We start from the raw sequence: 12,701 nt of genomic DNA, 5'->3' as shown, positions 1-12,701 counted from the left end.
GGCGGCAGACCGGCAGACCGGCAGACCGGCAGACCGGCAGACCGGCAGACCGGCAGACCGGCAGACCGGCAGACCGGCAGACCAGCAGGGCGTCAGGGCGTCAGGGCGTCAGGTTGCGAGGGTGGCGCGCAGGCGGCGCGTCGCCGTCACGACGTTGGCGAGCGACGCCTCGACCTCCTCGTACGTGCGCGTCTTCAGCCCGCAGTCCGGGTTGACCCAGACCCGCTCCACCGGCAACGCCCGCAGCGCCCGCCCCAGCAGCGACTCCACCTCATCGGCCGACGGCACCCGGGGCGAGTGGATGTCGTACACGCCGGGCCCGAGCCCGCGCCCGAACGCCGACACCGCCCCCAGGATGCGCGCCCCCGACCTGGCCGACTCGATGGTGGTGACGTCGGCGTCGAGGCCGTCGATGGCGGCGAGGATCTGGTCGGCGTCCGAGTAGCACAGGTGCGTGTGGATCTGGGTGCGGTCGCCCGCCCCGGAGGTGGCTCGCCGGTAGGCCGCCACCGCCCACTCCAGGTAGTCGGCCTGGGCGGCCCGCCGCAGGGGCAGCAGCTCGCGCAGGGCGGGCTCGTCCACCTGGATGATCGACGTCCCGGCCGCCTCCAGGTCGCGCACCTCGTCCCGGATGGCGTCGGCGACCTGGAACACGACGTCCCGCAGCGGCAGGTCGTCGCGTACGAACGACCAGGCGACGATCGTGACGGGGCCGGTGAGCATGCCCTTGACCGGCTGGGTGGCGAGCGACTGCGCGTACGTGGCCCACCGCACGGTGATCGGCGCGGGACGGCTGACGTCGCCGTGCAGGATCGGCGGCCTGGTGCAGCGGGATCCGTACGACTGCACCCAGCCGTTCCTGGTGACCGCGAAGCCGTCGAGGTGCTCGGCGAAGTACTGCACCATGTCGTTGCGCTCCGGCTCCCCGTGGACGAGCACGTCGAGCCCGAGCCGCTCCTGGACCCGGATCACCCGCTCGATCTCCGCCTCGACGCGCCGCTCGTAGTCGGCCTGCGACAGGGTGCCCGAGGCCACGGCGGCGCGGGCCGCGCGCAGCTCGCCGGTCTGCGGGAACGAGCCGATCGTGGTGGTGGGGAGGGGCGGCAGGCGCAGGTGGCCGGCTTGGGCGGCGGCACGGACGGGGTAGGGGGAGCGCTCCTCCACCGGGAGCAGCGCGATGGACGGCCGGTCGTCCGCGAGCAGCGCCACGGACGGATCGTCGCCCGCGAGCGACGCGTCGGCCGCCCAATCGCCCGGATGGGCATCGGCCGCCGCCCCACGCGCGTGAGCATCGGCCAGCGCGACGACCTCGGCCACCTTCTCCTCCGCGAACGCCAGCCGCCCCCGCAGCCCCGCCTCCAGATCGGTCTCATCGGCAAGGGAGTAAGGCACGTGCAGCAGCGAACAGGACGTGCTCACCACCACCCGCGACGCACGCAAGGCACCCAGCGCGGCCAGCGCCCGCCCGGGGGAGGTGCGCCACACGTCCCGCCCTGACACCACACCGGCGACCACGATCTTGCCGCCGAGGCCGGCGACGGGGACGGAGCCCCGTACGAGGTCGAGCCCGATGGCCTCCACCGGCGTCCCCGCCAGCACCGGCAGAGACTCCCCGAGATCGCCGAAGGAGGACGACACGAACAGCCCTGGCCGCTCGGCGACGGCCCCCAGCCGTTCGTAGGCGGCCCGCACGGCAGCCAGCTCCTCCGCCGTCCGGTCGCCCACCAGGGCGGGTTCGTCGAGTTGCACCCACGCGACCCCTTCTGCGGCCAGCGCGCCGAGCAGCTCCTCGTAGCAGCCGAGCACCTCGTCCAGCCGATCGAGGGCCGATCCCAGCAGCAGGAACGTCACGGGCCCGACGACCACGGGCCGCGTCTCGAAGCCGAGGGCCCGCGCCTCCCGCACCTCGCCCAGCGGCTTGCTCGCGTCCAGCTTGAACACGGTGTCGGCGTCGATCTCGGGCACGAGGTAGTGGTAGTTCGTGTCGAACCATTTGGTCATCCGCAGCGGCGCCAGCCCGTCGGTGCCCCTGGCCATCGCGAAGTAGGGGTCGGGGGCGTCGCGGTAGCGGGAGGGCACCGCCCCCAGGAGCACCGCGGTGTCCAGCACGTGGTCGTACAGCGAGAACGTGTTCGACGGCAGCCCGGCGAGCCCCAGCTCGGCCAGCCGGCGCCAGGTCTGCTCCCGCAGCCGCGCGCCCGCCTGGTCGAGGTCCGCGCGGGTCGAGCGCCCGCTCCAGTACGACTCCAGCGCCCGCTTCAACTCCCGCCGCGGCCCGATCCGCGGGTATCCGAGCACGGTGGAGGCGGGAAAGGCAGGCCTGGGGGAGGCGGGCAAGGCAGTAGGAAAGGGCGGCATCTCTTCAGCTCCCTGGATGTGGTTCAAGGTCGCTGGCATCCTGCCGACCGCCCCGGCGATGGTGCACGATGTATTGGTGCTGCTTATGCTCAGGGAGATCCACTGCTTCACCCGGGTCGCGGAACGGCTCAGCTTCTCGACGGCCGCCACCGACCTGGGGATGTCCCAGCCGGCCATGAGTCAGGCCATCACCCGCCTCGAACGCGCCACGGGCGCCAGGTTATTCGAGCGCTCCGCCCGCGAGGTGCGGCTCACGGCCGAGGGCAAGGCGCTGCTCCCGCACGCGGAGCAGGTGATCGAGTCGGTGCGGGCGTTCGAGGCGGAGGCGGCCCGGCTGGCCAGGCCGACCATTCATCTGGCTTATCCACCGCTGGTGGGCACGCTGGCGGCGCGGATCGTCAGGCGGCTGGCCGGCCGCACGCCGGCGATCGGGGTGGAGTTGCGCGCGGCGGGCCGGAGCGCGGCGGCGCGGGCGCTGTCGGACGGCGAGGTGTCGGCGGCGATCCTGGCCACGCCCGCGCCCGCGCGGTTCGTGACGGCGGCCAGGTTCCACGTCACGGTCGATCGGCTGGCCGTGCCGGCCGGGCACCGGATGGAGTCGCGCCCGCGGGTGACGGCGGACGAGCTGGGCGGCCACGTGCTGCTCACCCCGGGCACCCGCCCCTGGCCGGGGCTGCCCGGTCGCTCCCGGCTGGTGGCCGACGACGACTTCGGCGCCGCGCTCGACCTGGTGGCGGCGGGCGCGGGGCTGCTGCCTATCCCGCAGCTCCTGGCCAGGACCGTCAGGCGGGAGGACGTGCGGTTCGTGCCGCTGGAGGCGGGGGATCTGCGCATCACGTACGCGCTGGCGTGGTCGAGGGAGCGCGTCACCCCGGAGCTGATGGCCCTGGTGCAGGCCGTGCAAGAAGCCCTGTGGACTAGATGAGGGGCAGGTTCTTCAGCGCCTCGCGGCGGCTGAGGCCGGAGATGCCCTTCGCCTTGACATAGCGCACCACCTCGCCCGGGTTGGTCTTCGCGTATTCGCGTAAGGCCCACCCGATGGCCTTGCGGGCGAAGAAGTCGTTGTCGGACAGGCTCGGTTCGATGCACGCGTACAGCAGCGCGGTGTCCGTGCGTGACTTGAACCGGTTCTGGCACAGGATGGAGGTGCGCCGCTTCCACAGGTCGCCGTCGTGCGCCCACTCCAGCATGAGCGGCCGCATGGAGTCGGGGAAGGTGGCCAGCAGGCCGCCGACCCGGTGGGTGGCGAGCTCGTCCACCAGGTCCCACCAGGCGCCCGAGACGATCATCTCCTCGTACATCGGCACCGTGTAGAGGGTCTGGAAGTCGCGGTAGAGGTGGTAGCCGGACAGCTCGATGGCGGCGTAGCGCTCCTCGCGGTACTCGGCGTCCCGCCACAGGGTCAGCACCGCGCGCCGCCATTCGGGCGCGCTGTCGAGCCGGTGCTCGGCGAAGACCCGGCGCAGGGCCGTCCGCCTGGGCACGGCCTGCACGCCGAGGAACGGCATCGCCGACTTCATGTAGGCCCGCATGGCCTCGGCCTTGCCCGGCTCGGCCGCCTCCTGCAGTGCCAGCCGCACCGCCTTGCCGAGGCTCATCCCTGCTGGGTGGTGCGCTCGCCCGTCGCGAGCCCGTCGAAGAGCACCGTGATGTAGTGCTCGGCCAGGCCCGTCGTGTTGAGCCTGCCGCCGGGACGGAACCAGCGCACGGCGACCCAGATGGTGTCGCGGATCATCCGGTAGGTGAGCTTCGGGTCGACGTCGGACCTGAACAGCCCGGCGGCCTGCCCGGCCTTGATCTGGGAGACCCAGATCTGCTCGACCTCGTCCTCGGCCTTGACCAGGTAGTTGAAGCGCTCGAACTGGCGCAGGTAGTTCCAGTCGTTCTGCATCACGGTGATGGCGGCGCGGTGCGGCTCCAGCGTGCCGAAGCCGATGCGGACCATCTCCGACAGCACCGTGCGGGCGTCCGCACTGGTGTCGAGGGCGGCGCGGTAGCGGGCGATCAGGTCGTCGAGGAAGGTGGAGAGCACCTCGTCGACGATCGTCTCCTTGGAGTCGAAGTGGTGGTAGAGACTTCCTGAGAGGATGCCCGCCTCGTCGGCGATCTCGCGTACCGTCGTGGCTTGGAAGCCCTTGCGCGCGAAGAGCTCCGCGGCGAGCTTGACGAGGTGGTCACGGCGCTCGGACGCCGACCCCGACGAGGTGGTGCGCTGGCGTTTCGCCGAGGTGGTGGTCGTGCCGGAGTTCTTTCGCGTGGTCACGTTCCCATTATGGGCCCTCAGACAATCGCTTGTTCGCCTAACTGGCCCAGCTCATGCGGCATTCCCGTATAGACCAAGCGCTTGCTACGATGCGTGGATGAGTGAGGCGTACATCGTCGGCGCCGTCCGCACCCCCATCGGGCGCAGGAACGGCGGCCTGGCCGGAGCCCACCCCGCCGACCTCGGGGCGCACGTGCTCAAGGAGCTGATGTTCCGCGCCGACGCCGACCCCTCCGCCGTCGAGGACGTGATCTTCGGCTGCGTGGACACGATCGGCCCGCAGGCGGGGGACGTCGCACGCACCTGCTGGCTGGCCGCCGGGCTGCCGGAGGAGGTGCCGGGTGTGACGATCGACCGCCAGTGCGGCTCCTCCCAGCAGGCGCTGCACTTCGCCGCCCAGGCCGTGCTCTCCGGCACGAACGACCTGGTGGTGGCCGGGGGAGTGCAGAACATGAGCATGATCCCCATCTCCTCGGCGATGCTCGCGGGCCGGCCGCTCGGCCACGACAGCCCCTTCTCGGGCTCCAAGGGCTGGACGGAGCGGTACGGCACGCAAGAGGTCTCCCAGTTCGCCGGCGCCGAGATGATCGCCGCCCGATGGGACATCTCCCGCGAGGAGATGGAGGCGTTCGCGTACGAGTCGCACCGCAGGGCGCTGCACGCCATCGACGCCGGCCACTTCCGCCGCGAGATCGCCCCCTACGAGGGCGCCACCACCGACGAGGGCCCGCGCAGGGACACCACCCGCGAGAAGATGGCCGCGCTCAAGCCGCTCACCGAGGGTGGCACCCTGACCGCCGCCCTGGCCTCCCAGATCTCCGACGGCGCCGCCGCCCTGCTCATCGCCTCGCCCAGGGCCGTACGCGAGCACGGCCTGACCCCGCGCGCCCGCGTGCACCACCTGTCGGTGCGCGGCGACGACCCGATCATGATGCTGTCCGCCCCGATCCCGGCGACCGTGCACGCGCTCGGCATGACCGGCATGTCCATCGACGACTTCGACGCCGTCGAGATCAACGAGGCGTTCGCCCCTGTGGTGCTGGCCTGGCTCAAGGAGACCGGCGCGAACCCGGCCAGGGTCAACCCGAACGGCGGCGCCATCGCGCTCGGCCACCCGCTCGGCGCGACCGGCGCCGTGCTGGCGGTCAAGCTGCTGCACGAACTGGAGCGCACGGGCGGCAGGTACGGCCTGCAGACCATGTGCGAGGGCGGAGGACAGGCGAACGTCACCGTCATCGAGTGCCTGACTCCCGCGCCATGACGACACCATGAAGACATGGCGAACCCGTTCACACTCGGCGTCGCCTCCGGGGAGCCGCTGCCCGACGGCGTGGTGCTCTGGACGCGATTAGCCGTCGACCCGCTCGGCACCGACCCCCGGCGCCCTGGCGGCATGGCCCCCAAGGCGGTCGAGGTGAGCTGGCAGCTCGCCGAGGACGAGCGCTTCACCCAGGGCCTGCGCCGGGGGATCGCGCAGGCGCTGCCGGTGTGGGCGCACAGCGTGCATGCCAGGGTCGCCGGGCTCAAGCCGGGCACGGACTACTTCTACCGGTTCAAGGCCGGCAGCCAGCAGAGCCCGGTGGGCCGCACCAGGACGGCGGACGACCCGGCCTCGACGCGGCCGGTGCGGTTCGCGGTGGCCAACTGCCAGCGCTACGAGCACGGCTTCTACACCGCCTACCGGCATCTCGCGGCTGAGCGGCCCGACGTCGTCTTCCACGTCGGCGACTACATCTACGAGTCGCGGCAGTCTGCCCGCGTGGTGCGCGCGCTGGGGCCGCTGCCGGGCGAGACGAGCCGGCTGCACGAGTACCGCCAGCGGTACGCCCGCTACCGGACCGACCCCGATCTGCAGGCCGCGCACGCCGCCGCGCCCTGGGTGCCGACCTGGGACGACCACGAGGTGCTGGACAACTACCGGGGCCGGGGGGACGGGTCGGCGGCGTTCCTGCGCCGCAGGGGCGCGGCGTACCAGGCGTACTACGAGAACCAGCCGATCAGGGTGCGGCCCGAGGACGGGAACCTGCAGATGTACCGCAGGCGGACGTTCGGGACGGTCGCCGACTTCATGGTGCTCGACGTGCGCCAGTACCGCGACGCCACCACCATGCTGGGGGCGGCGCAGGAGCAGTGGCTGCTGTCGCGGCTGGTCACCAGCCCGGTCAGGTGGCGGGTGCTGGTGCAGCCGCTGTTCTTCGCCCGCCGCTTCGTGCCGGGGCCCGCGCCGAACCTGCGCCCCGACTCCTGGGACGGCCATCCGGTGCAGCGCGCCCGCATCCTGGGGGTGAACGTGCCGGGGCTGGTCGTGTTCAGCGGTGACGTGCACAACGCGTGGGCGGGGGAGCTGAAGGCGGACTTCCTGGATCCGGGGTCGGCCACGGTCGGGGTGGAGTTCGTGGGCAGCTCGATCACCAGCCAGCCGCCGGAGACCGACGGGCCTGCCGTGCTGGCGGCGAATCCGCATCTGAAGTTCTTCGACGACCGGCGCGGTTACCTGTCGTGCACGGCCGGCCCCGAGGAGCTGCGGGTGGCGTTCCGCGCGATGGACTTCGTGGACCGCCAAGGGGCTCCGGTGCGTACCGTGGCGGAGTTCGTCACGAAGGGGAACGGGCTGACATCAGAAAATGCCTCTAGCAAATAGGAAACTTTCCTATTAGATTTCGGGTCATGCCCCTGAGCGGTGACCTGCTTCGCCTTGCCGACGCCGTCCTTTTCCCCGGCTTCCCCGGCCACACGCCGCCCGACTGGCTGCGCCGCCGGCTCGGCGACGGGCTGGCCGGCGTCGCGCTGTTCTCGCGCAACATCGCAGGCCCCGGCCAGGTGGCCGAGCTCACCGCCGCCCTGCGGGCCGAGAACCCGGCGGTCCTGGTCGGCACCGACGAGGAGTCAGGCGAGGTCACCAGGCTGGAAGTGGCGACCGGCAGCAGCCGGCCCGGCGCGTACGCGCTCGGCGTCGTGGACGACGTGGCGCTCACCGAGTCGCTGGCCAGGGACCTCGGGGGCGAGCTGGCCAGGGCCGGCATCACGATCGACTTCGCGCCCTCCGCCGACGTGAACTCCAACCCGGACAACCCGGTCATCGGCCTGCGCGCGTTCGGCTCCGACTCGTCACTGGTCGCCCGGCACACCAGGGCGTTCGTCCGCGGGCTCCAGTCGGCCGGGGTGGCCGCCTGCGCCAAGCACTTCCCCGGGCACGGCGACACCGCGGTGGACTCCCACCACGGCGTGCCCGTCGTCGCCGAGAGCGGGATCGAGGACGCGCTGCTCCCTTTCCGCGAGGCGATCGCGGAGGGCGTCAAGGTCATCATGACGGGGCACCTCCTCGTGCCGTCGTACGACGCGGAGCGGCCCGCCACGCTCAGCCCCAAGGTGCTCACCGGGCTGCTGCGCGAGGAGCTGGGGTTCGGCGGGCTGATCATCACTGACGGCATCGAGATGGCCGCGGTGTCGGGGGCGTACGGGATCGGGGGCGCCTCCGCCCGCGCCATCGCCGCGGGCGCGGACGCGATCTGCGTCGGCGGCGAGCGCGCCGACGAGGCCACCGCCGCCGGGATCCGCGACGCGATCGCGACGGCGGTGACCACCGGACTGCTGCCCGAGGAGCGCCTGGCCGACGCCGCTCGAAGGGTCCGCGAGCTGGCCGCATGGGCCGCCTCCTCGGGCAGCCAGACAGCCGGCGGCGGCCGGATCGGCCTGGACGCGGCCCGCCGGGCGATCCGGGTGACCCGCCGCTCCACCGCGCCCGTCCTGCCCATCGCGGGGGAGCCGTACGTGGTGGAGCTGGTCCCGGTGATGAACCTGGCCATCGACAAGAACACCCCCTGGGGCGTCGGCGAGCCGCTCGCCCGCCTGCTGCCCGGCACGGAGGTCACCCGCCTGGCGGCGGGCGAGGCCACGGGGCCGGAGCTGGAGCGCCTGATCGGCCTGGCGAACGGGCGTCCCCTCGTCGTGGTCGTCAGGGACGTGCACCGCTACGCCTGGCAGTCCGAGGCCCTGCGGAACCTGCTCAGCGCCCGCCCCGACGCCGTGGTGGTGGAGATGGGCCTGCCCGTCCGCTCCGACCTGGGCGCCGTGCACGTCGCCACCCACGGCTCCGCCGTCGTCTGCGGGCAGGCCGCCGCGGAGGTGCTGACCGGTAGGCTCTAGCCCGTGAATTTCGACGGCGAGGATCTGTCCCGCAAGGCCCTGGGCGACCGGCTGCCGCCGGGGGAGATCCACGTGTTCCGCGAGTGCGACCTGACCGAGACCGACCTGTGGGGCGCCTCGCTGGCCGGGGCGCGCTTCGAGTCGTGCGTGCTGGAGCAGACCGACTTCCGCAAGGCCGACCTCGACGGCGCGGTGTTCACCGGCGGGGGCGGGATGCGCACCAGGTTCAACGACGCCGACCTCATCGACGCCGCCTTCACCGACGTGGACCTGTCGTCGGCGCAGTTCGCCGGGGCGCTGCTGACGGACGTCTCGTTCGCGGGCTGCCGCATGATCGGGGCCGCGCTGACCGCGTCGCGCGGCACGGGGTTCAAGCTGAGCCGCTCCAACCTGACGCTGGCCAACCTCGGCGGCTGCTCGCTGCGCAAGGAGCACATCGAGGGCGTGCGCTTCGACGACGCCGACCTGTCGGGCTGCGACTTCACCGAGGCCGTGCTGGACGACTGCCGCCTGCGCGGCACCCGGCTGCTGAACACCAAGTTCACCAAGGCCGACCTGCGCGGGGCCGACCTGGGGGAGCCCGGCGACGACAAGCTTCGCGCGTTCGCGGGGGCGATCATCAACCAGACGCAGGCCAACGCCATCCTCGCGGCGCGCGGCATCACCGTCCTGTGACGCCCAGGCTGGACAGGGCCGCCTCCGCCTCCGCCATCACCCGCTCGATCAGCTCCTGGCAGGACGGCAGGTCGTCCAGCACCGTCACCACCTGACCCGAGGCCATCACGCCCAGATCCACCCGCCCCTCCACCATGGCCGCCCGCAGCAGCACCGGAGTGTTCGCCGCCTGCAGCACCTGCGCCCAGCTCAGCTCCCTGCCCCGCCGCATCCGGCGCCCCTCGCGCAACATCGAGCGCCACGACAGGCCCGACAGGCGCTTGAAGCGGGCCCCGTTCACCACCGCCCTGACCAGCCGCGCACGTTCGAGCGAGGCCACGAACGGCGTGCTCAGCACCCGGTGCGGCACCCCGTCCACGTTCCTGGTCACGACCGTCTCCCGCGCCGCCAGGTAGAACTTCTTCACCTCGTCAGGCACCGGCGAGTCGCTGGTCAGCAGGAAACGGGTGCCCATCGCGATCCCGCACGCCCCGTACGCCAGCGCCGCCACCAGCCCCCGCCCGTCGAAGAACCCGCCCGCCGCGACCACCGGGATGTCCACCGCGTCCACCACCTGCGGCAGCAGCAGCGTGGTCGCCACGGGCCCGGTGTGCCCGCCGCCCTCGCCGCCCTGCACGATGACCGCGTCCGCGCCCCACCCTGCCACCTTCTCCGCGTGCCGCCGCGCCCCCACCGACGGGACGACCAGCACGCCCGCGTCCTTGAGCCGGGCGATCAGCTCACGGCGCGGCGCCATCGCGAACGACGCCACCCGCACACCCTCGGCGACCAGCACCTCCACCCGCTCGGCCGCGTCGTCGGCGTCGGCCCGCAGGTTCACGCCGAACGGGTTGCCCGTCCGCTCCTTGACCCGCCGGATCGCCGCCCGCATCTCGGTCACCGACATGGTGGCCGCGCCGATCACGCCCAGCCCGCCCGCCTGCGAGGTGGCCGCCGCCAGCCGGGCGCCCGCGACGTACCCCATGCCGGTCTGCACGATCGGGTACCGGCAGCCGACGAGCGCGGTCAGCGCGGTCCTCACGCCGCCACCTCCCGGTCGCGCAGCCGGTCGGGGTCGAGGCCGTCCAGGACGCGCAGCTCCTCGCCCGTCGGCTCCCGGGTCTGGGCGACATTTCCCGAAATGTCGTGCAGCTCGAAGCCCGTGGCCGCCACCACGTCGTCCACGCTCACCCCGGGGTGCACCGACACCAGGCGCATCGACCCGTCAGCCGTCCCGAAGTCCAGCACGGCCAGGTCCGTCACCACCCGCCGCAGCTCGAACGCACCCCGATCCGTGCCGAGCCCGCTGACCATGTCCACCTGGGGAACGAACACGCGTTTCGAGTGCCGGGGGATCCAGTAGCTCGTCGGATCGCACCGGGTGTTCCCCGGCGCGCCGCGCACCCCGAGCAGTTGCGCCTTGGGCCGCGCCCAGTCGCCGATGCAGGAGATGTTCGTGTTCCCGTACCGGTCGATCTGGCTGGCCCCGAGCATGACGTGCCGCCGCCCGTTCAGCACCAGCCACAGGTGATCGCGGAACGGCAGCCACCCCTCCACCACCTCAGGCGGCTGCCCGAGCGCCGGCACGTCGCCGGTGAGCAGGCACACGCCGTCGTGGGTGAGCAGGCCGGGCTCGAACGTCAGCCGCGCCAGCCGCGCCGCCAGCACCGTGATCGCCCCGCCGATGCCGGCCGCCAGGATCTCCCCGTCGCCTCTGAACGCCTCCGCGCACGCCACCACACAGATGTCAGCCCTGCTCACGGAAGCCCTCCACGTACCGCCGCTGCGCCGCCTCGTCACGCCCGTAGTCCGGCTCGCACGAGGTGAACCCGGCCCCGCCCGGCGCCTCCACCACGCCCGTCACCATCGACCGGCTGATCAGCAACGACTGCACAGGACCCTCCTTGAGCAGATCCGCCGTGTCCACCAGCCGCTCGCACGAGACGTAACACCGCCCGGCCGCCTTGGCGTACAGGTCGTCGAAGTACGGATCGGGCCCCAGGTACTGGGCGTTGCCACTGGCGTCGGCCCTGTTGAGGTGCACCAGCGCCACGTCCATGGTCAGCGCGGGCACCGCCACCAGTTCCTCCCCGTCCCCGTACGGCGAGCGCACGGTCCGCAGCTCCGGGTTGACCCGCAGCACGTCCGAGCCCAGCCCCGCCCGCGTCGGCAGGAACGGCAGCCGGTGGGCCGCCGCCAGCAGCCCGAACATGAACATGCCCTCGTCGTACTCGGTGAACTCGATCTCCCCCGCCTGCCTGGCCCGCCTGAAGCCGGGCTCCAGGGGGATGGAGTCGAGCGTGACGAACGGGGCCACCACCCTGCGCACCTTTCCCGCCGCGCAGAGCACGCCGACGTCGGGCCCGCCGTACGAGACGATCGTCAGGTCGCTCGCCGGGGACTCGGCCAGGGCCTGGACGAGGGCCATCGGCTTGCGGCGCGAGCCCCAGCCGCCTATCCCGACCGTCATCCCGCTCTCCACCGAGGCGGCCACCTGCGCGGCCGTCATCACCTTCCCCGTCACCTGAAGCGCTCCCTGTGCTCGTCACCGATGCCCATGAGGTTCAGCTCGAAGGTGAAGCCCTGCTCGAAGCGGTAGCTGCGGTGGACGTCGACCGGGTCGATGCCGTTGAGCGACTCCTTGGCCCGGCGGATCACGTACGGGTCCTTGGCCGCGATCTGCCCGGCCACCTGGAGCGCCGCCTCGCGCAGCTTGTCGCGCGGCACCACCTCCAGCACCGAGCCGAACGCGTGCAGCTCGGCGGCGGTGACGTTTCTGCACGTGTAGACCATGGCCCTGACAAGGTGCTGCGGCACCAGCCTGGCCAGGTGGGTGGCCGCGCCCAGCGCGCCCCTGTCCACCTCGGGCAGCCCGAAGTAGGCCTCCTCGGCGGCCACCACGATGTCGGCGTTGCCTGCCAGCCCGATGCCGCCGCCCAGGCAGTAGCCGTGCACGGCCGCGATGACGGGGACCGCGCACTCGTAGACGGCGGCGAAGGCCGCGTGACACGCCCGGTTGGCCCCGACGAGGGCGGTGAACCCCTCGCTCTGCCGCATCTCCTTGATGTCCACCCCGGCGTTGAAGCCGCGCCCCTCGGCCCTCAGCACGACCACCCTGGTCGCGGGGTCGTCGCCGGCCTGACGCACCGCCTGGGCCAGCTCCTCCCAGGCCCGCACCGGCAGGGCGTTCACCGGCGGCACATCCATGATCACTTCGGTGATCGGCCCCGCCCGCAGTGAGATCCCCAATGTACCTCCCTAACGCTTGCTTGGTACGGTA

General features: G+C 72.4%; 12 protein-coding genes. 5 read left to right on the top strand and 7 right to left on the bottom strand.

Features of this window, described 5'->3' with window-relative positions:
• Positions 1 to 108: 108 nt before the first annotated feature.
• Positions 109 to 2,358, bottom strand: a complete 2,250-nt coding sequence (metE, locus tag FXF51_RS28440) for a 5-methyltetrahydropteroyltriglutamate--homocysteine S-methyltransferase (RefSeq protein ID WP_148437742.1) — start codon at positions 2,356 to 2,358, stop codon at positions 109 to 111.
• An 85-nt stretch (positions 2,359 to 2,443) separates the two neighbouring features.
• On the opposite strand from metE, the gene FXF51_RS28435 reads away from it, so the two are divergent.
• Positions 2,444 to 3,283, top strand: a complete 840-nt coding sequence (locus tag FXF51_RS28435; RefSeq protein ID WP_262379911.1) for a LysR family transcriptional regulator — start codon at positions 2,444 to 2,446, stop codon at positions 3,281 to 3,283.
• Here the strand turns inward: FXF51_RS28435 and FXF51_RS28430 are convergent.
• Both FXF51_RS28430 and FXF51_RS28425 read right to left on the bottom strand, forming a co-directional pair.
• The gene (locus FXF51_RS28430; protein ID WP_148437740.1) at positions 3,276 to 3,956 is read right to left on the bottom strand and encodes a DNA alkylation repair protein; all 681 of its coding nucleotides are present in this window, start codon (positions 3,954 to 3,956) and stop codon (positions 3,276 to 3,278) included. The genes FXF51_RS28435 and FXF51_RS28430 overlap by 8 nt on opposite strands.
• Positions 3,953 to 4,621 carry a TetR/AcrR family transcriptional regulator gene (locus tag FXF51_RS28425; protein ID WP_148437739.1) on the bottom strand — a complete coding sequence of 223 codons (669 nt, stop codon included), beginning with the start codon at positions 4,619 to 4,621 and terminating at the stop codon, positions 3,953 to 3,955. Before FXF51_RS28425 ends, FXF51_RS28430 begins: the two co-directional genes overlap by 4 nt.
• Positions 4,622 to 4,718: 97 nt before the next feature.
• Here FXF51_RS28425 and FXF51_RS28420 point away from each other — a divergent pair, with 97 nt between their 5' ends.
• Genes FXF51_RS28420 through FXF51_RS28405 form a run of 4 tightly spaced genes read left to right on the top strand, consistent with a single transcriptional unit; the run spans position 4,719 to position 9,442 of the window.
• Positions 4,719 to 5,882 (top strand): acetyl-CoA C-acetyltransferase, encoded by a 1,164-nt coding sequence (locus FXF51_RS28420; protein WP_148437738.1) that lies wholly within the window; start codon positions 4,719 to 4,721, stop codon positions 5,880 to 5,882.
• A gap of 15 nt (positions 5,883 to 5,897) precedes the next feature.
• Positions 5,898 to 7,262, top strand: a complete 1,365-nt coding sequence (locus FXF51_RS28415) for an alkaline phosphatase D family protein (protein WP_148437737.1) — start codon at positions 5,898 to 5,900, stop codon at positions 7,260 to 7,262.
• Positions 7,263 to 7,288: 26 nt separating this feature from the next.
• A complete protein-coding gene (locus FXF51_RS28410; RefSeq protein WP_148437736.1) occupies positions 7,289 to 8,767 on the top strand; it encodes a glycoside hydrolase family 3 protein in 1,479 nt (492 codons plus the stop codon).
• A gap of 3 nt (positions 8,768 to 8,770) precedes the next feature.
• Positions 8,771 to 9,442: a pentapeptide repeat-containing protein gene (locus FXF51_RS28405; RefSeq protein WP_148437735.1), complete on the top strand. Its 672-nt coding sequence runs from the start codon at positions 8,771 to 8,773 to the stop codon at positions 9,440 to 9,442.
• Here FXF51_RS28405 and FXF51_RS28400 read toward each other — a convergent pair.
• The 4 genes from FXF51_RS28400 to FXF51_RS28385 are packed head-to-tail and all read right to left on the bottom strand — an operon-like array spanning position 9,429 to position 12,670.
• Complete coding sequence (locus FXF51_RS28400) at positions 9,429 to 10,463, bottom strand: NAD(P)H-dependent flavin oxidoreductase (RefSeq protein ID WP_148437734.1); 1,035 nt, start codon at positions 10,461 to 10,463, stop codon at positions 9,429 to 9,431. The genes FXF51_RS28405 and FXF51_RS28400 overlap by 14 nt on opposite strands.
• Complete coding sequence (locus tag FXF51_RS28395) at positions 10,460 to 11,182, bottom strand: CoA-transferase subunit beta (RefSeq protein WP_222871508.1); 723 nt, start codon at positions 11,180 to 11,182, stop codon at positions 10,460 to 10,462. Before FXF51_RS28395 ends, FXF51_RS28400 begins: the two co-directional genes overlap by 4 nt.
• Complete coding sequence (locus FXF51_RS28390) at positions 11,169 to 11,930, bottom strand: CoA transferase subunit A (protein ID WP_148437877.1); 762 nt, start codon at positions 11,928 to 11,930, stop codon at positions 11,169 to 11,171. Before FXF51_RS28390 ends, FXF51_RS28395 begins: the two co-directional genes overlap by 14 nt.
• Before the next feature lie 11 nt (positions 11,931 to 11,941).
• Positions 11,942 to 12,670 (bottom strand): enoyl-CoA hydratase family protein, encoded by a 729-nt coding sequence (locus tag FXF51_RS28385; RefSeq protein ID WP_148437732.1) that lies wholly within the window; start codon positions 12,668 to 12,670, stop codon positions 11,942 to 11,944.
• Positions 12,671 to 12,701: the final 31 nt, after the last annotated feature.

The organism is Nonomuraea sp. PA05 (assembly GCF_008086045.1).
Classification (GTDB): domain Bacteria; phylum Actinomycetota; class Actinomycetes; order Streptosporangiales; family Streptosporangiaceae; genus Nonomuraea; species Nonomuraea monospora.
This window is presented reverse-complemented; position numbering and strand designations above follow the sequence as displayed.

Bases quoted from the DNA above. Each gene is read 5' to 3' on its own strand.
- metE (WP_148437742.1), bottom strand. From the start codon at position 2,358: ATGCCGCCCTTTCCTACTGCCTTGCCCGCCTCCCCCAGGCCTGCCTTT.
- FXF51_RS28435 (WP_262379911.1), top strand. From the start codon at position 2,444: ATGCTCAGGGAGATCCACTGCTTCACCCGGGTCGCGGAACGGCTCAGC.
- FXF51_RS28430 (WP_148437740.1), bottom strand. From the start codon at position 3,956: ATGAGCCTCGGCAAGGCGGTGCGGCTGGCACTGCAGGAGGCGGCCGAG.
- FXF51_RS28420 (WP_148437738.1), top strand. From the start codon at position 4,719: ATGAGTGAGGCGTACATCGTCGGCGCCGTCCGCACCCCCATCGGGCGC.
- FXF51_RS28415 (WP_148437737.1), top strand. From the start codon at position 5,898: ATGGCGAACCCGTTCACACTCGGCGTCGCCTCCGGGGAGCCGCTGCCC.
- FXF51_RS28410 (WP_148437736.1), top strand. From the start codon at position 7,289: ATGCCCCTGAGCGGTGACCTGCTTCGCCTTGCCGACGCCGTCCTTTTC.
- FXF51_RS28390 (WP_148437877.1), bottom strand. From the start codon at position 11,930: ATGACGGCCGCGCAGGTGGCCGCCTCGGTGGAGAGCGGGATGACGGTC.